This is a genomic window from Marinobacter panjinensis (assembly GCF_005298175.1).
Lineage (GTDB): Bacteria > Pseudomonadota > Gammaproteobacteria > Pseudomonadales > Oleiphilaceae > Marinobacter > Marinobacter panjinensis.
This window is the reverse complement of record NZ_SZYH01000001.1, coordinates 316,512-339,674: the sequence shown is the minus strand read 5'-3', so window position 1 is coordinate 339,674 and position 23,163 is coordinate 316,512. Positions and strand designations below refer to the sequence as shown.

Annotated in this window: 15 protein-coding genes; 1 reads left to right on the top strand and 14 read right to left on the bottom strand. The window is 57.6% G+C overall.

What is annotated here, in order from left to right; genetic code table 11:
* Positions 1–19: 19 nt before the first annotated feature.
* The 5 genes from FDP08_RS01535 to FDP08_RS01515 all read right to left on the bottom strand — a co-directional run bounded on the left by FDP08_RS01535 (position 20) and on the right by FDP08_RS01515 (position 10,309).
* On the bottom strand, positions 20–2,770 hold the full coding sequence (locus tag FDP08_RS01535) for a hypothetical protein (RefSeq protein ID WP_137434283.1): 2,751 nt from the start codon (positions 2,768–2,770) through the stop codon (positions 20–22).
* 145 nt (positions 2,771–2,915) lie between these two features.
* Complete coding sequence (gene ligA / locus FDP08_RS01530; protein ID WP_137434282.1) at positions 2,916–4,949, bottom strand: NAD-dependent DNA ligase LigA; 2,034 nt, start codon at positions 4,947–4,949, stop codon at positions 2,916–2,918.
* Entirely contained in the window at positions 4,946–5,998 is a 1,053-nt protein-coding gene (gene zipA / locus FDP08_RS01525) for a cell division protein ZipA (RefSeq protein ID WP_137434281.1), read from the bottom strand. Before zipA ends, ligA begins: the two co-directional genes overlap by 4 nt.
* Positions 5,999–6,129: 131 nt before the next feature.
* Positions 6,130–9,624, bottom strand: coding sequence for a chromosome segregation protein SMC (gene smc / locus FDP08_RS01520; protein ID WP_137434280.1), 3,495 nt, complete (start codon positions 9,622–9,624; stop codon positions 6,130–6,132).
* A gap of 1 nt (position 9,625) precedes the next feature.
* Positions 9,626–10,309, bottom strand: a complete 684-nt coding sequence (locus tag FDP08_RS01515; protein ID WP_137434279.1) for a GntR family transcriptional regulator — start codon at positions 10,307–10,309, stop codon at positions 9,626–9,628.
* A gap of 274 nt (positions 10,310–10,583) precedes the next feature.
* Between FDP08_RS01515 and FDP08_RS01510 the strand changes: the two genes are divergently transcribed.
* The gene (locus FDP08_RS01510) at positions 10,584–11,513 is read left to right on the top strand and encodes a GGDEF domain-containing protein (RefSeq protein ID WP_137434278.1); all 930 of its coding nucleotides are present in this window, start codon (positions 10,584–10,586) and stop codon (positions 11,511–11,513) included.
* Here FDP08_RS01510 and rluB read toward each other — a convergent pair whose 3' ends face one another.
* The 9 genes from rluB to FDP08_RS01465 form a co-directional block, all read right to left on the bottom strand.
* A complete protein-coding gene (gene rluB / locus FDP08_RS01505) occupies positions 11,514–12,485 on the bottom strand; it encodes a 23S rRNA pseudouridine(2605) synthase RluB (RefSeq protein WP_137434277.1) in 972 nt (323 codons plus the stop codon).
* Positions 12,486–12,521: 36 nt separating this feature from the next.
* Complete coding sequence (scpB, locus tag FDP08_RS01500; RefSeq protein WP_137434276.1) at positions 12,522–13,184, bottom strand: SMC-Scp complex subunit ScpB; 663 nt, start codon at positions 13,182–13,184, stop codon at positions 12,522–12,524.
* Between the two features lie 40 nt (positions 13,185–13,224).
* Positions 13,225–14,070 carry a segregation and condensation protein A gene (locus tag FDP08_RS01495; RefSeq protein ID WP_228263204.1) on the bottom strand — a complete coding sequence of 282 codons (846 nt, stop codon included), beginning with the start codon at positions 14,068–14,070 and terminating at the stop codon, positions 13,225–13,227.
* A gap of 29 nt (positions 14,071–14,099) precedes the next feature.
* Positions 14,100–15,314, bottom strand: a complete 1,215-nt coding sequence (locus FDP08_RS01490) for a tryptophan--tRNA ligase (RefSeq protein WP_170978948.1) — start codon at positions 15,312–15,314, stop codon at positions 14,100–14,102.
* Positions 15,315–15,496: 182 nt separating this feature from the next.
* Positions 15,497–16,369 (bottom strand): succinate--CoA ligase subunit alpha, encoded by an 873-nt coding sequence (sucD, locus tag FDP08_RS01485; protein WP_137434275.1) that lies wholly within the window; start codon positions 16,367–16,369, stop codon positions 15,497–15,499.
* Entirely contained in the window at positions 16,369–17,535 is a 1,167-nt protein-coding gene (gene sucC, locus FDP08_RS01480) for an ADP-forming succinate--CoA ligase subunit beta (RefSeq protein WP_137434274.1), read from the bottom strand. Before sucC ends, sucD begins: the two co-directional genes overlap by 1 nt.
* A 35-nt stretch (positions 17,536–17,570) precedes the next feature.
* Positions 17,571–19,010 carry a dihydrolipoyl dehydrogenase gene (gene lpdA, locus FDP08_RS01475; protein WP_137434273.1) on the bottom strand — a complete coding sequence of 480 codons (1,440 nt, stop codon included), beginning with the start codon at positions 19,008–19,010 and terminating at the stop codon, positions 17,571–17,573.
* Positions 19,011–19,045: 35 nt separating this feature from the next.
* Entirely contained in the window at positions 19,046–20,296 is a 1,251-nt protein-coding gene (gene odhB, locus FDP08_RS01470) for a 2-oxoglutarate dehydrogenase complex dihydrolipoyllysine-residue succinyltransferase (protein ID WP_137434272.1), read from the bottom strand.
* Positions 20,297–20,321: 25 nt separating this feature from the next.
* On the bottom strand, positions 20,322–23,159 hold the full coding sequence (locus FDP08_RS01465; RefSeq protein ID WP_137434271.1) for a 2-oxoglutarate dehydrogenase E1 component: 2,838 nt from the start codon (positions 23,157–23,159) through the stop codon (positions 20,322–20,324).
* Between the last annotated feature and the right edge of the window lie 4 nt (positions 23,160–23,163).

The window sequence follows — 23,163 nt, the reverse complement described above, 5'->3', positions numbered from 1 at the left end:
GAGGCAGCCTGACATCCCCTCAGTGCAGTGAGCGCCCTTCCCCCGTAAACAGTCGCACTTCCCAGCGGTCTGAGGTAGCGCCGGATACTTTGACGAGCGCTATTATTTCATCGTCCCGGTAGTTTTCAAGGTGGACAATCCCGGCGTCTTCGCTGCCAACGGACACCTGCTTCCGCCACTCGCGACTGCTGTCCGTCTCGTCGCCGTCTTCTTCTCCGTCACTGCTGTCTTCACTGAGGGAGATCCGGGCGATAATCGGCTGAACAAGGCTATTACCCGCACTGTCGACGAAGTCACCGTTGGTGCTTCCCGCTACCAGGATGTCCTCCTCGTAGGTTATGACCGCGTTCAGAACTTCCTTCGAAGCGTCATCCTGGTCGTTGAACGTAAATCCCCGGGTGACATCCCCGACAACCGTGTAGGACAGGACGAACCCGGCCTGGCTGCCAAGCTGACTGCGCTCCAGTGAACGGTCACCCTCATCCGAGTCGACCCGGTAGTCGCCATCACTGTTCCCCACCAGCCACACGTTATTGATGCCGTAGATGCCATCGGCAAGCGTTTCATTGCCTGTGGTGCCACGTTGATTCACAGTGATATCGCTATCCTTGCTGCTGGCGATATAAAAGAATGCATCCTCGCCACCTTTCTGAAGCTGCCCCATGACCGCGCCGGCCGAACTTCCCAGCAGTAGCGGGCTGCTGGTTTCGGCGCTGCCGCCAACCACGGACTTATCATGGCGAGCCGAACCAACCTGTCTGGTCCAGGCCACTTTCGGTGTCAATAAATCGCCATTTTTTTCGGTATCAATGCGCTGGAGGAAGCTGTCGACGCCACCGGCTGCGGACTCGCCCGGCCACTGGCCGCTGGTCTCACCGGCATTAACAACAAAGCCGGTGTCCGGATCAATCCCGGTCCACCGCGGGAAATCATTACCTGAGGTTCCAACAACCGTTTCCCATACCGGCACATAGCTGTCCGGATCCTGCGCCGTATCGAAAAAGTACAGCAGGGTATGAAAGTCGACACCGTTGCCACCGGGGTCGCCGGCGGCAGTCTGCTCGCTGCCGAAAGACACCACGAACTCGTAGCGGGTAACGTTATCGCCGCCTTCTTCCACCTCGCGTTCCGCGAAGCCAATCACCGGAGGAGCTTCCACCGACACCGAGGCAACCGATAGCTGTTGCTCCGTCATATTACCCTTCTGGCTGTAGATCCGAACCCACGGCCGGTTGCTATCGTCGGCGCGATAACCGGCCACGAAAAGCCGGCCGTTGTGCCCGATCGCTGTATCGGTGGGAACAAACCCGTTTTCGGTGCCGGCGGCAAGCGGCGAGGTCAGTTCATTGATATTGACCCGCAACTTGTCAGCATCAGCAGACGCCGCAAAATTTTCCCGCCCGGCCTGGTAGCGCTCGTCGAGGCCTAGCAGAATGGCACGGTCGTTCTCGAGCTGACCATTGGTGTAAGTGGCCGGCACCCTGATACGGAAGCCGACTTCTTCAATGCCCTCTCTGAACGCCAGAATATCCCCGTCGTCCCATTGGCCCTCAGTGTTACGAACCTCGATAAAGAAATCCTCTCCGAGCACTGCTTCCGAATCATCGTCTTCGCCCAGTTTTACGCTGTAGGTACCCAGGCGTTCACCACTGATCAGCGCCCGATATTCACGGGTCTGGCCGACATTGATAGCATCGCGGGTACCACCGGCCACGGTTTCAAGGCGCACAGAAGGTTCGTTGTCCTTGATGCGCAGCAGTTCTCTGACTCCGGAATTGGAGCTGCCCAGCCCTGCCAGTCCGGAACGCACTTCAATCAGCCTCATGTTGAGGGTTTCAAGGGGCTCGGCCTCGGCATCCTCGATCACTTCCAGCCTTATGTAGCACTCGGTGATACCCGGCTCCAGGGTGATGACACCCTTGGACAGAAAGCCGTCGTCCCCGGGCTGGTATTCGAGATAGGAAGGTACGGGCAATGCGCCTTCACTGCCGCTGCCCAGGCCAACGATATCCTTGCCGATAATGGCTTCGTTATCATTGGCTGCGCCGTTTTCACAGCGCTGGTGAGGCGCATCGAAGCCATCATCACAGCGTTGCGGATTGAAGCTGGAGTCCAGCTCGAAAGCCACCGCTACGCGGGTAACCGAGGGCTGGTCCAGCAGAACACGTACCAGTACCGGATAGGTATCCCTTGTGCGCTGTTCGGTACCGGTGACAGAGCCATCATCGCCATAGATATTCGCCTCATAGGAATGGCTACCAAGCTCACCCAGTTCCGGCGCTTCACAGCGGTTGTCTCTTTCTTCGGGAACCTCCGCTGCCTCACCCTCGGTAAAATCTTCCACCGCGAGGCTGAGAACGTTTTCCTGTACTTCAATTTCAAACGACTGTGATCCCGAAGCACGGCCATCGTTGGCAACAAGCGTGATGTTCTCCGTAGTGCCAAGGTCATCGCGTTCGCGATTGCCACCTGTCAGCCCCGGAACCCCCCGCATGATCACACCTTGCCGGGCCTTGTTGCTGGTATCTTCCAGAGCCAGCCAGGAGGGTGCATTGGTGAGGGAGTAATCGAGTATGTCATCGCTGTCGAAGGCGCCAAAATTATAGGCGTACTCTACACCCAGGTAGGCATCCACCGGTGGCACACCGAGAATGATCGGATCGTCCGCATCCCTTTCGGTTTTACAACCGGCAGCGGCCACAACAAACAGGGATAACAGGGCCAGACAGCCTGCCCGGGGGGAAAAGCGGGGTAACGAATCGGCGCGCATGAAAAAGTCCGTTTCAGAGCATTGTTTTTATAGGTGCTTTACACACCGTTACAGAACAATCTCATGGTAATCAATTTCCCGGAGGCGGGATCTGCGCGAGTTCTCAGATTCTGATCACGGTCTGGTCATAGCGGGCACGGTGGTTTCAGCCTTCGATGCCATGGGTTGCAAGAAAGTCGGTAAAGGCCTGCTCGTCCATCACCGGCACTTCCAGACTCTCCGCCTTGGTGAGCTTTGACCCCGCCGCCTCACCGGCGACAACACAGGCGGTTTTCCTGGAAACACTTCCGGCCACTTTCGCTCCGAGCGACTCGAGCCTGGCCTTGGCCTCGTCCCGGGTCATACCGGACAGGCTGCCCGTCAGCACCCAGGTTTCCCCTTTCAGGGGTTTCTCAGTGGCGGTTATTTCCTCGCTCTGCCACTCTACCCCGGCGTCTCTGAGCGCCTGAATAGTTTCCTGGTTGTGGGGCTGATCAAAGAAGCTGCGGATATGGCCGGCAACAATAGGGCCCACATCGGGAACGGACTGCAGGGTGTCCTCATCAGCCTCACTGATGGCTTCCAGCGTTCCGAAGTGACTGGCGAGAGCCTTCGCGGTGGCTTCGCCGACTTCCCGAATACCGAGCGCATAAACAAACTTCCACAACACCGGATGCCTGGAGCGATTGATGGCGCTGATCAGGTTGCCGGCCGACTTCTCCCCCATCCGGTCCAGGCCGGTCAGGTCGGATTTCTTCAGCAGATAGAGATCGGCAACAGTATTCACCAGCTCCCGATCCACCAGAATGTCGATCCACTTGTCACCCAGGCCCTCGATATCCAGTGCCTTGCGCGATGCATAGTGGCGAATGGCTTCCTTGCGCTGGGCCGGACAGAACAGTCCGCCGGAACAGCGGGCCACAGCCTCACCCTCTATCTGAACAACATCGGACTGGCAAACCGGGCAGGATCGCGGCAGCTCGACAACCCGGGCGTTGTCCGGGCGCTTTTCGGGAACCACCTTCACGACCTGGGGAATCACGTCACCGGCCCGTCGAACAAATACGGTATCGCCAATGCGGGCATCCAGTCGGCGGATCTCATCCATGTTGTGAAGCGTGGCATTGCTGACCGTAACACCGCCCACAAACACCGGTTTAAGGCGGGCAACCGGGGTAATGGCACCGGTTCGCCCCACCTGGAACTCCACGTCTTCTATGACAGTAAGCTCTTCCTGGGCCGGAAACTTGTGGGCAATGGCCCAACGCGGCGCACGGGACACGAAGCCCAGCTCTTGTTGCAGGGCCAGACTGTTTACCTTGAAAACAATCCCGTCGATCTCATAAGGCAGGCTGGCGCGCTTGCCCATCAGATCGTCATAGGCTTTCAGACAGGCTTCTACCCCGGTGGCCTTGCGCATCTCCGGGTTTATGCGGAACCCCCAGGTTTTTACCTGTTGCAGCCCTTCCCAGTGTGTCGGCGGTAAACGGCTCTCATCCTCCAGCGCAACGCTGTAGGCGCACATTTCCAGTGGACGGCGTGCCGTCACCGAGGGCTTTTTCTGACGCAGGCTGCCTGCCGCAGCATTGCGGGGGTTCACGAAGGTTTTCTCGCCGCGGTCGGCCAGCCGTTTGTTCAGGGTTTCAAACCCTGCAAGGGGCATATAGACCTCTCCGCGCACTTCCACAAGCTCGGGCACCGACTTGCCACGGAGCTTCAGTGGAACTGACGGGATAGTACGGATATTGGCGGTAATGTCTTCGCCGGTGTAGCCATCGCCCCGGGTGGCAGCGCGGGTAAGGATGCCGGATTCGTAATGCAGACTGACCGCAAGGCCATCCAGCTTTGGCTCGCACACATACTCGATGTCTTCGGTGGATTTCAGACGGTCTTTGACCCGGCGGTCGAAATCCCTCAGTTCCTCTTCGCTGAATGCATTGTCGAGGGACAGCATCGGAATCCGGTGCACCACCTCGTCAAAGGTGGTTTCCCCCTGGGCGCCCACGCGACGTGTGGGTGAGTCCGGGGTAACAAGCTCCGGGTGTTGGGCTTCCAGTTCCTGCAGTTCGCGAAACAGGCGATCGTACTCTGCGTCCGGCACCCGGGGATCATCCAGAACATAATACTGATAATTGTGTTCAGTGAGGATCTCCCGGAGTTCTTCGGCCCGGCTGATCACGTCGGGGGTAGCGTTGGTCATTTTCGGGGGGATCGTTGCTTGCGTTCAAATTCACGAATGCGCTGGCGGCAGTGCTCGATGGTCTGCGGAGTCATCACGCTGCGCCGCTCATCTTTCAGTTCGCCACCCAGGTTGCGCACCACACACTGCGCGGTCTCCAGCATGAACTCGAAAGCCTGCATGGAGTTGGTTGGTCCGGGCATACTCATGAAGAAGCTGATGCCCGGCGTGGAAAGCCCCGGCATGTCTTCCGGTTTGAAGGTGCCCGGCTCCACGGCGCTGGCAACGCTGAACTGGACAGGACTGGTTGTGTCGGTCTGCTCGTGACGGTGATAGATGTCCATGTCACCGTACTCAAGACCGCAGGCCTCAAACAGTGCCTTGAGTTGGGTTCCAGTGAAATTCTGCCCGCTCTTTGCCAGTACGTTGATGACCACCACTTCCCGGGCTTCAGGACGGTTTGCGCCGGCCAATGGCTGACTTGAGCTGCGGACCGCCTGATCGCGACGGGCGGTATCCTCTTCCACTTCGGTAGTCACCGTGGGCGGCACGGACTCGCCCTGATCTTTGCTCGGGTGCCGAGGCTCATCGGATCTTTCGCTGCCAACAACCCTGGGTTCTCCGATAATAGCGTCGTCTGCTGCAGGCATTTCCGGTTCATCGTCAACCGCGCCCCACCCGGTATCGGACTGAAACGAGCTGCTGTCGGTCTCACTGGCGGCAAAATCCTCCGCGGCCTCTTCCGGCGCAGCTTCGTCTTGGGTCTCGTCCCTGGTACTGGAAACTATAGGGCGGGTAGGCTTCGGCTGCGGCTTCGCAAAACGGCTTTTTTCCGGCTTTACATAGCCGCGTTCTTCCAGTGTATCGCGGGAAATGGTGCGCGCCCCGCCATTGGGGAGCTCGGGATTGAAGTCCTTGTCGAGCGGGGAGTCGTCAAGGTCATCCGCCCCCATGCCGGAGGAAATGGCAATCGATTCCTTGCGGGCGCGCCGCATGCGGCGTAACCCGTCAATCACAATACCCAGAATAACCAGGATACCGATGGCAATTAACCATTCCCTAAGAGACATATTGGTGCTGTCCTGTTTGCAGATCAGATATCGTTGCTACTCTAAGAAAAGCCTGTAATGAATACAACGCAAACACAGGCCAGATGGCGTTTTTGTCATCTTTGCACGAACATTGACCGACGGGCATGATGTCAGGCTTCCGCCAATGCGGTCGCCTCTTCCACATCAACCGATACCAGTCGTGAACAACCCTGCTCATGCATGGTAACACCCATTAACTGATCGGCCATTTCCATGGCGATCTTGTTGTGGGTAATGTAGATGAACTGCACCTGTTTGGACATTTCCTTCACCAGGTTGGCATAACGTCCCACGTTGGCGTCGTCCAGAGGCGCGTCCACCTCGTCCAGCATACAGAACGGAGCCGGATTGAGCTGGAAAATCGAAAACACCAGCGCAATCGCCGTCAGAGCCTTTTCACCACCGGAAAGCAGATGGATCGTGCTGTTTTTCTTGCCCGGCGGCCGGGCCATGATCGCCACGCCGGTTTCCAGCAGATCTTCACCGGTCAGCTCCAGGTAGGCATTGCCGCCCCCGAATACTTTCGGAAACAGCGCCTGCAGGCCTCCGTTCACCTGATCAAAGGTTTCCTTGAAGCGCTGACGGGTTTCCCGGTCGATCTTGCGGATAGCCGTGTCCAGTGTTTCCAGGGCTTCCATCAGGTCTTCGTGCTGGCTGTCCAGGTAGGTCTTGCGTTCACTCTGTACCTGGTACTCCTCAATGGCAGCCAGGTTAATGGCCCCCAGGCGCTGGATCCGTGAGGCAAGCTTTTCCAGCTCATCGGCCCAACCCTTCTCGCTGGCGTCCTCCGGCAATGTCGAGAGGACTTCCTGCAGGCGGACATCCAGTTCTTCAAGCTGTTCCAGGTGGTTGCCGGCGCGGATTTCCAGTGCCTGGGACTCCATCTTCAGCTTTTCCAGATCGGCCCTGACGTCCTGGATGGTATGTTCTATGCGGCTGCGCCTTTGTTCCCTCTCACGCACTTCCTGATCGATTTCTTCAAGCGCATCCCGCGCTACGCCCAGTTTTTCCTCTTCAGCGAGACGACGATCCAGCAACCCTTCCAGCTGCATCTGCAGGTCTTCAATGGGCTCTTCCGCGTTTTCGCGGCTTTCCCGAAGGATGTCCAGACGTTCGTCGATTCGCTCTTTCTGCAGCTGCGTGCGCTCGATGGTCTGGTGCAGGCCGTCTCGCTGGCTGTTCAGGGACTGTAACTGGAGCTGCAACTGATGGGCATGGTCGCGATCATGCCGGGCCTCCTGGCGCAGCCGGTCCAGGTTTTCGCGCAGCAGGTCCCGGCGCTCAAGCAAGCGCTCTTTCTCTTCGTCAGAGTCTTCCGTGGAAGCGAGAGCCTGCTGCCATTCTTCCCGGGTTTCCTGCAGCTGTTCCTGCTGCTCTTCCAGGTTCATGGACACATCCGCCAGATCGTCGCGGATGCGCTGCAGGCGGGCATCAATCTGTTCCGCACGGGCTTTCAGACCACTGATCTTTGATGACAGCGTGGCCAGCTCCCGGTCGGCAGCCGCGAGGCGGGCCTGGGCTTCGTCTCTGGCAGCTTCCGCTCGTTCCGACCGTTCCAGCAAGCGGTCCAGGTTATCCGTTGCGGTTTCCAGGGCAGCCTCTGCCTGCTCCAGCTCCTCTGCCAGTGCGGTGACCTTTTTCTGACGCTCAATCACACCAACCTGTGCGGCATCGGAATCCGGCATCAGGATCCAGTCAGCCGACAGCCAGGCGCCCTCGCGCGTAATAATGCTCTTGCCTGTCTCCAGCGTGCTTTGGCGACCAAGGGCTTCCTCCATAGACTCCGCGGTCTCCACCAGCGCGAGCACGGAAGCCATACCACCGGCGCCGGTTACTTTGCCGGCAAGCCCTTCTGATGGCCCGGCACTGCCTGATTCACTGCTTACCAGCGCCAAGCCACGGGGGGCAGCGGCCATCTCCGATTGCACCGAACCCAGGCCCGGAACGCTGAGCCCCTGGGTGAACCGGCCGATCACCTGCTCTACCGCAAATTCCCAGCCATCCTCGATCCGGAGCTGCCTGGCCAGCCGCGGGCTGTTGCTCAGACCCCGCTCATTCAGCCACGCCTGCAGGGCATCGTCGTGGCCGCCCATCTGCTCTTCCAGCAATGCCTGCTGGGATTCCAGTGATGCTCTCAGGCTCTGGACCTGTTGGCGGGCGTCGGTTGTTGCCTGTTCGGCATCCCGCTGCTGGTGGCGCGCCTCCTGGAGCTCATCCTGAACTGCTTCGATTCGCTCCGAGGCTTCTTCCCGCTGCAATTCCAGGGTTTCCTGCTGCTCAAGGAAGTCATCCAGTTCGGCGCGGTCAAGCTGGCTCTCAAGCAGCTCCTGCTCGTCTTTGAGTCTTTGCTGACGGGTCAGTAGTTGTTCAATCGCGTTTTCCAGAGAGCGTATACGGGACTGCGCCAGTTCCGCCTGCCGACGGGAATCTGCCGAACGGGCACTGAAATCCTCCCAGTTATGCTGCCATTCACTCATGGCATCTTCGGCACTTTGAAGCTTTTCGCCGGACTCCTCGGATTTCAGCGTCAACGACTCCTGCTCGGGCTCCAGCATATCCAGGTCTGCCTGAATGCCGGACAGCTTTTCCTGGTCCTGCTCGAGCTCACGGGCCAGTTCGCGCTGGTTGGCCATGGCCTGGTCCAGTTCTGTGGCCGTCTGTCGGCTGCGTTCACGCTGGTGTTCCAGGCTCTGTTCGATGCGGGCTATGTCGGCACCGGCTTCGTAATAGCGGGCCTGGGCCCTGTTGAAGTGCTCGTTCCGCTCCTGATGGCTTCCCCGCAGGGATTCCAGGGAGGTTTCCAGACCGACACGCTCAGACAGCTGTTTTTCCAGTTCCAGTTCGGTATCGCGGATGCGGGAGCGCCAGGTTTGCAGGTCCTTGTCCAGGGTCTGCCAGCGCAGCACAGTCAGCTCGGCTTTCTTCTGGCGCTCTTCCTGCTTGTAGGCCTTGTACTTTTCAGCCGCCTGGGCCTGTCGCTCCAGGTGCTGCAACTGGCGCCCCAGCTCTTCCCGTAGATCGGTCAGGCGCTCAAGGTTCTCCTGGGTCCGGCGTATGCGGCTCTCGGTTTCCTTGCGGCGTTCCTTGTACTTGGAGATGCCCGCCGCCTCTTCGATATACACCCGCAGTTCCTCAGGCTTGGCTTCAATCAGCCGGGAAATCATGCCCTGTTCGATGATGGCGTAGCTGCGCGGACCCAGGCCGGTGCCCAGAAACAGATCGGTGATGTCGCGGCGACGGCATTTGGAGCCGTTGAGGAAGTATTCCGACTGACCTTCGCGTGAGACCCGGCGTCGGACCGAGATTTCGTTGAAGCGAACGAATTCACCGGGCGCCGAGCCGTCGCTGTTATCGAAGACCAGTTCGATAGATGCCTGGCCCACCGGCTTGCGGGCACTGGAGCCATTGAAAATGACGTCCGACATGGACTCACCACGGAGGTACTTGGCAGAGCTTTCACCCATGACCCAGCGCACGGCATCAATGATATTGGACTTGCCACAGCCGTTGGGGCCCACCACCGCGGTCATGTTGGAGGGAAAGGGTACCGTGGTAGGGTCCACGAAAGACTTGAAACCGGACAGTTTGATGGATTTCAGGCGCATGTCAGGTGCTCACCTCTTCCCTGAGAATACTCAATACCTGTTGGCGCTGATGCTCACCAAATTCGCAGATTGCCTGTTCCAGGCCGGGGGAATCACCGCGGACAGCGGCGTCAGCAAGCAGCCTGAAAAAGCGACCGGTTTCTTCCAGTTCGTCCCGGAAGTTCTCGAGGGCGACAAAATAGGTACGGCTGATGGCGGGCCGGAAGTTTTCCAGGGTCTCTTCCAGGAACGGGTTTTCTACCAGGCCGTAGGCGTAATGCATGACCCCGAACCCCGCGTCTATCACCTGCTCCGCCGCGTCGCCGCCAGAGGAGTTCAGCGCATCGATCACCGCCTGCAGCTCACGTACCTGCCCCATGACGCCGGACAACTGCTGGCCGGACCAGCGCTCAAGCACCTTGCGCCCCAGCATGCACAGCAGGTCGATATAGATATCGTAGAGGCTGTTCACCAGTTCCGGAGTCAATCGGGAAACCACCGCGCCCCGGCGGGGGAAAATCTCCACCAGATGGCGGCGCTGCAGAATCAACAGGGCTTCGCGAACGGAGCCGCGGCTGACGTTGAGTTCTCCGGCTACCTTGAGCTCCTGGATCCGTTCGCCCGGCCTGAGATCACCGGTCACAATGCGCTGCCCGATGTGCTGGGCTATCTGCTCGGAAAGACTTTCGGGGGCCTGAAACCTCATAAAGTTCGTCGCTCACTCGCTACTTGGCAGCAAAGAATAAGCGCAGAAGTTTACCACAGGCACAGACCAGCCCAAGGCCCTTGTCCGACATTTTAACGATCCGGCTGGCACGGCAAACTACTGCCGGTTTGTTGACACACTGTTCACTTTCACCCTCAAAACTTCTATAAATCACTTTATAACTAATTTACATGTCGTTGGTTTTATGGCTTATTACCATATTGGCCAAATATTTGCTTAAAGTAGAAAAAATATCTTTAACAGGTCGCGTAGAGTGAAAAATATCCCGAGGATCAACAAGTCTGGCCCCCAACCCCAGAAGCTGGCCGCGCTCAGGCAGGCTCACCGGGAGTGGAGTGAGTCCCCGGACGTTCTTACCCGGCTTACCCGCAGGCTTTCGACAACGCTGAAGCTGGAAACCCAGCTGGCCATTCTGGCGGAAGAACTCAGCTCTGTGGTGCCCTTCGACTGCATGAACTACCGGCACCAGATAGCCGCCCGCGAATTTGTGTATGCCACCGGTATGGGTGGGCCTCATCGTTGCGATTATCGGCTCAACCTGGAGGGTAGTTTCTACGGCACCTTGTCTCTCAGCCGGCGCCAGAAATTTACCGAGCAGGAACTGGAAGGGATTGAACTGATGCTGGCTGCGGCCATCTGCCCGGTTCGCAATGCCTGCCAGTTCATTGCCATCGAACAGGCCGCACTGACAGACTCCCTGACCGGAGTACCCAACAAACGGGCCATGGACGAGGTTCTGGCGCGCGCATGCTCCCTTGGCGACCGCCATGGAGATAACTATTCACTGATTCTGTGTGATCTGGACCACTTCAAGGACGTTAACGATCAACATGGCCACGTAGTGGGAGATCACATCCTGAAGCTGGCAGCAGCCGAGCTGGAAAAGGCGGTGCGGAATTCGGACAGCGTTTATCGCTTCGGCGGCGAGGAGTTTGCCATCCTCCTGCCTCATACAGACGAATGCCATGCCCGGGCCGTTGCCGACCGGATTCTCGAGTATATCAGGAGCATTTCCGTGAACTGTGGTGATGTCGATGTGTCGGTCACCACCAGTTGTGGCGTCGCCCAGCGCCTTCCTGATGAAAGCGCGGATCAATGGCTGGCCCGCGCCGACGAAGCCCTGTACCGGGCGAAAGACCACGGTCGTAACTGCACCCGGGTTTTCGCCGTTATCGGAAACTGATTATCGCTTCGGCGATTTGCGGGTTGGTGGCTTGCGGGCCGGTTTCTGATCAGGACCTGAGCTATCAACCTGCCAACGGGGATTGCCGGATTTCCGCGGTGCGGAACTTGGCTGCTTCCGGCGCTGTCGATCATGAATCTTCTGCTCAGAGGGCGTTTTCGCGGGAATCTCAACCGGCTGCAAATCCACCGACTTGCTGAGCGAGTCTACCGCCTTCTGGTCCAGTTCTTCCCATTTGCCAACCGTCAGTCGGCTGGGCAGGAAAATCGGCCCGTAGCGTACCCGCTTGAGACGACTGACACGAACGCCCTGAGACTCCCACAGCCGCCGAACCTCCCGGTTACGTCCCTCCAGCAGGGTGACGTGGAACCATTGGTTGATCCCCTTGCCGCCGGCTTCAGTGATGTCGGAAAATTTCGCCATGCCATCATCCAGCAAGACACCCTCTGAAAGCCGCTTGATCATGGCTTCGTCTACCTCACCAAACACCCTCACCGCGTATTCACGGTCAATCTGGCGAGAGGGGTGCATCAACCGGTTGGCGAGTTCGCCGTCGGTGGTGAACAGCACCAGTCCGGTGGTATTGATATCAAGGCGGCCGATCGCAATCCAGCGATGGTCACGAAGCCTGGGGAGGCTGTCGAAGACAGTCGGGCGACCTTCCGGGTCCCGTCGTGTGGTCACTTCACCTTCCGGCTTGTTGTAGATCAGCACGCGCCGGAGCACTTCGGCACCGGCAGTGATATCAAGGCGCTTGCCATCCAGTTCAATACGATCACTGACCGACGCTTTCTGCCCTGGCGCCACTGGCTGTCCATTAACCACCAGACGCCCGGCCTCAATCCAGCCCTCGACTTCCCGGCGTGACCCCACACCGGCTCTGGCCAGCAACTTCTGAATGCGTTCCGGGGCGGAAGCTGTGCTTTCTTCCGGCTGTTTCTTTTCCGGCTTTCGGGGGCGATCTGCCGCCATGAATCTTTCCTTAACAAGTGGCTGATGCCGGCGGCATCAGTGAAGTGTCTGCCCTGGGGAGGACTCCGGTGATGTTTCCCCGTCGTCGTCACCAGTATCGCGGGCGGGAGATTCAAACTCGATCTCCGCCTGTATGTTCTTCTCAATCTCCCGACCTATTTCTTCCAGATCCCGGATTTCGGAAAGCGGAGGTAGCTGGTCCAGCCCCTCCAGGTTGAAATAATCCAGGAACTGTTTGGTGGTGGCGTACATCGCCGGCCGGCCAGGCACATCCCGATGCCCGACCACCCGCACCCATTCTCGCTCAAGCAATGTGCGAACGATGTTGCTGCTGACGGTTACGCCACGGATATCCTCAATTTCACCCCGGGTAATGGGCTGGCGATAGGCCACCAGAGCCAGCGTTTCCAGCAATGCCCGGGAATAACGCTGGGGTTTCTCCTCGAATAACCGCCCTACCCAGGGCGCGTATTCTTCCCTGACTTGCAGCCGATACCCGCTGGCCACTTTCTTCAGCTCAAAGCCCCGCCCCTGGCAGGATTGCTCCAGCAACACCAGCACATGCTCCATGATCTGGCGGGCCGGGCGTTCGTCTTCTTCAAACAGTTCCCGCAACTGCTCTACCGACATCGGTTTGCCTGCAGCCAGCAGGGCCGCTTCGGTAATCGCCTGAATCTTTTTGAGGTTTTCTTCGTTCATGGTTCCACTACCAGGTATCGGATTGCACGATGCCAGACTGTCAGCGGGACGCTCTGGCCCTGACATGAATCGGGCCGAGAACTTCGGCCTGCACCACCTCGATCAGCTGCTCCTTGACCAGCTCAAGAGTCGCCAGGAAGCTGACGACAACACCCAGTCGCCCCTCTTCCGGTGTAAACAGGCTCTCGAACGTCACGAACTGGTCGTCCCGCAACACCGACAGGATCGCCGACATGCGCTCGCGGGTGGACAGCCGCTCTTTCTCAACGTGGTGGCTGGTGAACAGGTCCGCCCGTTTCAGTACACCCTGGAGTGCCAGCAGAATTTCCCGCAGATCCACATCCGGATGCGGCTGGCTGGAGGGCATTTTCGGCAATGCCGCCGAGCCCGTAAAATTGTCCCGTTCCAGCCGCGGCATCTGGTCAATGTCTTCGGCCGCCTGCTTGAAGCGCTCGTACTGCTGCAAGCGGCGGATCAGCTCGGCCCTGGGATCAATCTCCTCTTCGTCCTCGGTTTCCTGCCGCGGCAGCAGCATCCGGGATTTGATCTCCGCCAGGGTGGCCGCCATCACCAGGTATTCTGCAGCCAGCTCAAACCGCATGGCTTCCACGGCGCCAATGTAATCCATGTACTGCTTGGTGATTTCGCTGACATCGATATCCAGAATATCCATGTTCTGGCGCCGGATAAGGTACAACAACAGATCCAGCGGCCCTTCAAACGCTTCCAGGAATACCGCGAGGGCATCAGGTGGTATGTACAGGTCACGTGGCAGGTCAACCACCGGTTTACCGGAGACCCGTGCCAGCGGCGCCGGCTCAGCGACCGGAACGGGTGCCTCCACCCCCTCCTCAGCCGCTGTTTTGCCTGCGGTATCGTCTGTCATGGTGTCTCCAGAATCGTCATCATCGATGCTCAGCGGTAGCTCAACCCCATGGCCGCCCGGACGTCCTCCAGGGTATCCCGTGCCGCGTCCCGGGCATGCTCACAACCCTCTTCAATAATGGCGTGGACCAGGTCCGGATTACTCTCATACTCCCGGGCACGCTCATGCAGCGGGCGCTGTTCCTCGATGATCGAGTCAATCAGTGGCTTCTTGCATTCCAGGCAGCCAATGCCCGCGCTGCGGCACCCGGTTTGCACCCATTCCTGGGTATCGGAATCGGAATACACTTTGTGCAGTCCCCACACCGGGCACTTTTCCGGTTCGCCCGGATCCGTCCGACGCACACGCTGCGGGTCGGTCTGCATGGTACGGACCTTCTGGGCAACGCTGTCCGGGTCCTCTCGCAGACCAATGTAGTTGTTGTAGGACTTGGACATTTTCTGGCCATCCAGCCCTGGCATCTTCGATTCCGGTGTCAACAACGGCTGAGGCTCGGGAAGGATCACCTTGCCGCCTCCTTCAATGTAGCCGTACAGCCGCTCACGATCTCCCAGGGAGATATTCTGCTGTTCCTTGAGCAGGGCCCTGGCAGTTTCCAGCGCCTCCATATCGCCTTCTTCCTGGTAGCGTTTCTTCAGAGTGCGGTAGAGCTTTGCATTCTTCTTGCCCATCTTGACGATGGCGCCCTCCGCCTGCTCTTCGAACCCCGGTTCACGACCATAGAGGTGGTTGAAGCGACGGGCAATTTCCCGGGTGATCTCCACGTGGGATACCTGGTCCGCGCCTACCGGCACCCGCCCTGCCCGGTACATGAGAATGTCCGCACTCTGCAGCAATGGGTAACCCAGGAAGCCATAGGTGGCCAGGTCTTTCTCCCGCAGCTTTTCCTGCTGATCCTTGTAGGTGGGGATGCGCTCAAGCCACCCCAGAGGCGTAATCATCGATAGCAGCAGGTGCAATTCGGCATGCTCTGGCACCTTGGACTGGATGAACATGGTGGACGAGCCGGGGTTAACACCCGCCGCCAGCCAGTCAATCACCATATCCCAGACGCTTTCCTGGATACCGCTGGGGTCGTCGTAGTTTGTGGTCAGTGCGTGCCAGTCCGCGACAAAGAAGAAGCACTCGAATTCATGCTGGAGTTTTACCCAGTTCTTCAGAACACCGTGATAATGGCCAAGGTGCAACTTGCCGGTGGGACGCATGCCGGACAAAATCCGTTGCTGGGAATCGACAGAACTCAAAGCATGAACTCCTTCTGTTTATAGGAAACAGCCATCATATTGCAGGCTGACCGGGCATTATAGTCTTATGTGCCCCCCGGCGTTAAGGTACCTTTCAAAAACCTGCCACTGGCGCCTGAAAACAAAAAGCCCCCGGCAGTCCGCAAGGCAGACCCGGGGGCTCTCTTTAAACCGGCGGTATTTTACCAGCCAGTCACTTCTTTCAGGGCCTTGCCAATTTCGGCCAGGCTACGCACGGTCTTGACACCGGCATCGTTCAGGGCAGCGAACTTCTCGTCTGCCGTACCCTTACCACCGGAGATGATCGCACCGGCGTGGCCCATACGCTTGCCCGGAGGCGCTGTCACACCAGCGATGTAGGCAACCACTGGCTTGGTGACATTTTCCTTGATGAAGGCAGCGGCTTCTTCCTCGGCGGTACCGCCGATCTCGCCGATCATCACGATGGCCTCTGTCTGAGGGTCGTCCTGCAGCAGTTGCAGGATATCGATAAAGTTGGAGCCCGGAATCGGGTCACCACCGATACCAACACAGCTGGACTGACCGTAGCCGAAGTCCGTGGTCTGCTTGACCGCTTCGTAAGTCAGGGTACCTGAACGGGACACAATGCCCACTTTGCCCGGCTTGTGAATATGGCCCGGCATAATACCGATCTTGCTCTCACCCGGCGTGATCACACCCGGGCAGTTCGGCCCGATCATGCGAACGCCTTTGCGATCGACATACTCTTTTGCGTAGAGCATGTCGATGGTCGGGATACCCTCGGTAATGCACACAATCAGCTCGATGCCAGCGTCTGCGGCTTCGATGATGGCGTCTTTGCAGAACGGAGCCGGTACATAAATAACGGTGGCTTCTGCACCGGTCTTCTCGACCGCTTCACGTACGGTGTTGAATACCGGCAGACCAAGATGCTCGGTGCCGCCCTTTCCGGGGCTGACGCCGCCTACCATTTTGGTACCGTACTCAATGGCCTGCTCAGAATGGAAAGTACCCTGTGCGCCGGTAAAGCCCTGGCAGATAACTTTGGTGTCTTTGTTGATCAGGATGCTCATTATTTACCCCCCGCGGCTTTAACAACTTGCTCTGCCGCATCGGACAGACTGGTGGCAGCGATGATGTTCAGGCCACTGTCGGCGAGTACTTTTGTGCCCTTATCGGCATTGTTACCTTCCAGACGCACAACCACAGGAACCTTGACGCCGACGTCTTTCACGGCACCAATAATGCCCTCGGCAATCATGTCACAGCGCACAATGCCGCCGAAGATGTTAACCAGAACCGCCTTGACGTTGGTGTCAGAAAGAATGATCTTGAACGCTTCGGAAACGCGTTCCTTGGTAGCCCCGCCGCCAACATCCAGGAAGTTGGCAGGCTGGCCGCCGGACAGCTTGATGATGTCCATGGTACCCATGGCCAGACCAGCGCCGTTAACCATGCAACCAATGTTGCCGTCCAGCGCTACGTAGTTGAGCTCCCACTTTGCCGCTTCCGCTTCCCGGGAATCTTCCTGGGAGGGATCGTGCATATCGTGGATCTTCTTCTGGCGATACAGGGCGTTACCGTCAACACCGATCTTGGCATCCAGGCAGTGCAGGTCGCCGGCTGGCGTGATAACCAGCGGGTTGATTTCCAGCAGCGCGAGGTCGCAGTCTTCAAACAGCTTTGCCAGGCCCAGGAAAATCTTGGTGAACTGGCCAATCTGCTTGCCTTCCAGGCCCAGCTTGAACGCCAGTTCGCGGCCCTGGTATGGCTGTGCGCCTACCAGTGGATCAACTTCGGCCCGCAGGATTTTCTCCGGGGTTTCTTCAGCCACTTTCTCGATCTCGACACCACCCTCGGTGGACGCCATGAACACGATGCGACGGCTGCCACGGTCAACAACGGCACCCAGGTAAAGCTCCTGGTCGATGTCGGTAAGGGACTCGACAAGGATCTTGCTGACCGGCTGGCCGTTTTCGTCCGTCTGGTAGGTCACCAGTTTCTCGCCAAGCCATTTTTCGGCGAAGGCACGGATCTCATCTTTGCTCTTGACCAGCTTTACGCCGCCGGCTTTGCCGCGGCCACCAGCGTGTACCTGGGCCTTTACAACCCAGGCGTCGCCGCCGATTTCGTCAGCAGCAGCCACTGCTTCCTTGGGGGTATCGCAGGCAATGCCCTTGGATACTGGCAGGCCATATTCAGCGAACAGCTGTTTGCCCTGATATTCATGCAAATTCATAGTCAATGTCCCGAATTAAAAATTCCTGGTTTGCGTTACTTCTTTTTCTTGCGGTTGGCGATGTGAATAGCACCACCAGCCACGCCCAGAGCTGCTTCGTGCACTGACTCAGACAGAGTCGGATGTGCAAAACAGGTCAGGGCCAGATCTTCGGCACTGGAACCAAACTCCATGGCGATAACGCCCTGGGCAACGATTTCAGAAGCCTGGGGACCTACCACGTGGAAGCCGAGAATCCGGTCAGTTTTCGCATCAGCGATGATCTTGACCATACCGGTTGCCGAATTTGCTGCCATGGCGCGGCCATTGGCGGCAAACGGGAAGGTACCAACATTGTATTCCTCGCCTTCGGCTTTGAGCTGCTCTTCGGTCTTGCCGACCCAGGCAACTTCCGGAAAGGTGTAGACCACGTTGGGGATGCAATCGTAGTTCACCTGAGGTTTATGGCCGGCGATCCGCTCTGCCACCATGACGCCCTCTTCTGACGCCTTATGGGCCAGCATTGGGCCACGAACCACATCACCAACGGCCCAGACACCCGGCGCTTCGGTTTTACACGTATCATCCACGAAAATGAAACCACGCTCATCCATCTGGACACCAGAGTCTTCAGACAGCAGGTTATCCGTATACGGGCGACGGCCAACGGCGACAATCAGCTTGTCGAACTTGGCTTCCTGCTTGCCCTTGGCATCCTCATAGGTGACGTTGACCAGTTTGCGCTTCACTTCCGCACCGGTCATACGGGCGCCCAGCACTATGTTGAGCCCCTGTTTCTGGAACTGCTTCAGCGCATCCTTGGCAATCTGCTGGTCAATGGTCGGAAGGAAGGTGTCCACAGCTTCGAGTACCGTTACTTCTGCACCCAGGCGGGCCCATACGCTACCAAGCTCCAGGCCGATGATGCCGGCACCGATAACACCAAGACGCTTGGGTACTTCGGTGAATTCCAGTGCGCCTTCGGAGTCGACAATGTGCTCACCATCAAAAGGCGCGGGCGGAATCTGGATCGGCTTGGAACCCGTAGCGATAATAACGTTATCAGCCTCATAGGTTTTGGTCTTACCATCCTTGTCCGTCACCTCAACCTTGCGGTTGGCCATCAACTTGCCGTGACCATAGATCGGTGTAACACCATTAGCTTTGAACAGCCCGCCAATGCCACCGGTGAGCTGGTTCACGATGCCTTCCTTGCGCTCCATCATCTTGCCGATGTCCATCTTGACATCTTTTGCAATGATGCCCTGATCCGCAAAACCGTGGCTGGCCTCCTCGTACTTGTGGGAAATCTCCAGCAACGCCTTGGAAGGAATACAGCCCACATTCAGGCAAGTACCGCCGAGCCGGTTCTTGCCTTCCTTGTCAGTCCAGGATTCGATGCACGCGGTTTTCAGGCCCAGTTGAGCTGCCTTGATGGCGGCAACATAGCCGCCAGGGCCAGCGCCAATGACGATTACGTCGTACTTGTCAGACATGTTTTATCCCGTTTTCCAATTCGTTAAGTGTCGGCTCAGACGTCCAGCAGAATGCGCGCCGGATCCTCAAGCATTTCCTTGATGGCCACCAGGAACTGTACCGCTTCCTTGCCATCGATCATGCGGTGGTCATAGGAAAGAGCCAGATACATCATCGGCTGAATTTCCACCTTGCCGTTCACCGCCATCGGCCGCTCCTGGATCTTGTGCATGCCCAGAATGGCTGTCTGTGGCGGATTCAGGATCGGCGTGGAAATCAATGATCCAAAAATACCACCGTTGGTAATGGTGAAGGTGCCACCGGTCATCTCTTCGATGCCAAGCTTGCCTTCTTTGGCCTTGGTACCGTACTCAACAATCTTCTTTTCGATACCCGCAAGACCAAGTGCATCAGTGTCGCGCAAGACAGGGACAACCAGGCCACGGTCGCTTGAAACGGCAATACCGATATCCTGGTAGCCATGGTAGACCATGTCGTTACCGTCAATAGAGGCATTCACGGCAGGGAAACGTTTCAGAGCCTCGGTGGCAGCCTTGGTGAAGAACGACATGAAGCCAAGCTTGACTCCGTGACGCTTCTCGAAGCTTTCCTTGTACTGCTTGCGCAGCTCCATGACCGGGCCCATGTTCACTTCATTAAACGTAGTGAGCATGGCAGCGGTTTGCTGGGCATTGACCAGGCGCTTGGCAATGCTCGCGCGCAGACGGGTCATCGGCACACGCTTTTCAGGGCGCTCACCGGAGCTCACGTCCACCTGGGGCATATCACCAGCAGGCTTGGCCGAAGGAGCTGACGTAGTACCTGAGGACTTACCAGCATCTATATGATTCTGAACGTCTTCCTTGGTAACACGGCCATCTTTTCCGGTACCTTCAACGGCCTCCGGCTTGATGTTGTTCTCTTCTGCCAGCTTGCGGGCAGCCGGGCTAAGAATGGCTTCGCCAGAGGATCCGGCAGTCGTTTCAGACGATGTTTCAGCCGCCTCTTCCTTCTTGCCTTCCTCTTTCTTGCCTTCATCCTTGGCGGCAGGCTTTGATTCGCCAGTGGCGCCTTCCTTGAACTTGCCGACCACCTCACCGCTTTCTACGGTGTCGCCTTCGCCCTTTAGTATTTCCTCAATAACGCCGTCAGCCGGAGCAACCACTTCGAGCACAACCTTGTCGGTTTCAATATCGACAATCAGCTCGTCACGTGAACAGGCTTCGCCAGGCTGTTTGTGCCAGGTCGCGACGGTGCCTTCTGCGACCGACTCTGGGAATACGGGGGCTTTTATTTCAGTTGACATCTCGGGTCCTTAGTTCGGTAGCTCGTCAGATTTCAAACGCGTCGTTAACCAGTTTTTTCTGCTCTTCAATGTGGACTGACATGTGTCCACAAGCCGGAGCAGCAGAAGCATCACGACCGGCGTACTGAAGATACAACTTGGGATTGTGGCGATGCAGTGCATTTCTCATGTGATGCTGACTGCAGTACCAGGCACCCTGGTTCATGGGCTCTTCCTGACACCAGACTACATGCTTGAGCTTAGTGTGCTGGCTCAGGAGCTCATCCAGGTCATCCCCCGGGAATGGATACAGCTGCTCAATACGAACGATAGCGACATCATTCCGCTCGTCAGCTTTCTTGCGCTCCAACAGGTCAAAATAGACCTTGCCGCTGCACAGTATCAGGCGACTGACTTTTTTCGGGTCTGAAGGCTCTTTCTCCGGCAGAATTGTCTTGAAAGTGCCGGATGTCAGATCGTCAAGATCCGAGGTTGCCTCTTTATGCCGCAACAGACTCTTCGGCGTGATGGCGACCAACGGCTTGCGCAGCGGACGCTTGACCTGACGGCGCAGCATGTGAAAAACCTGCGACGGAGTTGTCGGCACACATACCTGAATATTGTGCTCGGCAGAAAGCTGAAGGAAGCGTTCAAGGCGAGCTGAGCTGTGCTCAGGCCCCTGACCTTCATAACCATGAGGCAGCAGCAGGGTCAGACCACACAGGCGACCCCATTTGTGCTCGCCACTGGTCAGGAACTGGTCTATCACCACCTGAGCACCGTTGGCAAAGTCGCCGAACTGGGCCTCCCAGACTACCAGGCCCTTTGGAGCGGTCGTTGAATAACCGTATTCGAAGGCCATCACGGCTTCTTCGGACAGCAGCGAGTCATAGATCTCGAAATCGGGCTGATCCTCGGCCAGATGCTCCAGGGCAATATGGGTCGAGCCGTCCTTCTGGTTGTGCAGAACCGCATGACGGTGAGAGAAGGTACCGCGCCCTACGTCCTGCCCGGTAATACGGACCGGGTGCCCTTCATTGATCAGCGTGGCGTAGGCCATGATCTCGCCATAGCCCCAATTGATGGGCAGTGCGCCGGCTGTCATCTTCTCGCGATCAGTGATGATCTTGGATACCTGGCGCTGAATGCTGAAGCCCTCGGGCACGTGGGTCAGCTTTTTGCCAAGCTTCTGGATCGTCTTCAGAGCAACACTGGATTTGCACTTCGCTGTCCATTCGTGGCCCAGATAGGGGGTCCAGTCTACGTACAGCTCCTTGTTAGGTTCCTTGACCAGCGCCTTGACCACATGGTCGCCCTTGTCCAGCTCATCACGGTAATCCAGCTCGATCTGCTTGGACTCTTCCTCGGTAATAATTCCGTCCGCCACCAGCTTTTCAGCGTAGAGGTTACGAGTCGTTGTCAGCTTGCGAATTTTGTCATACATCACCGGCTGGGTAGCAGCCGGCTCATCCGCCTCGTTGTGGCCACGGCGGCGATAGCAGACCAGGTCAATGACCACGTCATTCTTGAATTCATGACGATAATCCATGGCCATCTGGGTCACAAACATGACCGCTTCAGGATCATCCGCATTCACGTGCAGAATCGGGGCCTGAACCATCTTGGCCACATCGGTGCAGTATTCCGTAGAGCGGGCATCTTCCTGTTTGCTGGTGGTGAAACCGACCTGGTTGTTAATGACGATATGGATGGTTCCACCAACACCGTAGCCCCTGGTCTGGGACATCTGGAAGGTTTCCATGACCACGCCCTGCCCTGCAAAGGCTGCGTCACCGTGCATGATAATGGGTACACACTGGGTGCCGTTGGGATCTTCACGACGGGTCTGGCGGGCACGAACAGAACCCACAACCACTGGCGAGACAATTTCCAGGTGTGACGGGTTAAAGGCCAGCGCCAGGTGGATTTCACCACCTTCAGTCATCACGTTGGATGAAAAACCCTGGTGGTATTTGACGTCACCGGAGCCGGAATCCGCGAGCTTCTTGCCCTCGAATTCGTCAAACAGTTCTTTCGGGTTTTTGCCGAGGGTGTTTACCAGAACGTTCAGGCGGCCACGGTGTGCCATGCCCAGCACGATTTCCTTGGCACCATAGCTACCCGCACGCTGGATAAGCTCATCAAGGCAGGGGATGAGAGTTTCGGCACCTTCAAGGCCAAAACGCTTCACGCCCGGATAGCGGGAACCCAGATACTTCTCCAGGCCCTCTGCAGCCGTGAGACGCTCCAGAAGATGTTTGCGGGTACCGGCCTCGTAGTTGGGCCTGGAACGAACCGGTTCCATCCGTTGCTGGAACCAGCGTTTGATCCGCGTATCCACAACGTGCATGTACTCGGCGCCAATACTTCCACAGTAAGTCTCACGCAGACCACCCACAATTTCTTTGAGCTTCATGGTCTCGGAACCGAAGTTCAGAGAGCCGGTCTGGAACTCGAGGTCGTAATCCGCCTCGGAGAGCTCATGGAACGAGGGGTCGAGGTCTTCCACCTGGGGACGATTCCAGACCCCGAGAGGGTCAAGCCTGGCTTCCTGATGGCCACGAAAACGAAAGGCGTTGATCAGCTGGAGTACACGAATCTGCTTCTTGTCCGCATCCGCCGTTGCGCTGGCAGGCACACCGCTGGAGGCAAGGAAACGCTGATTACGGGAAATGTGCTCGAACTGTTGACGTATAGATGAGTGATCTATATCGCGGCCTTTGTAGCCATCCACACTGGGAAGTTTATCGAAGTAGCTGCGCCACTCTTCTGGAATGGCATTGGGGTCTGTCAGGTAGGTTTCGAAAAGCTGCTCAACATAGGCAAGATTTCCACCTTGGAGGTGGGAAGTCTGCCATAACTGCTCCATTATGCTTTCGTGCATTTTG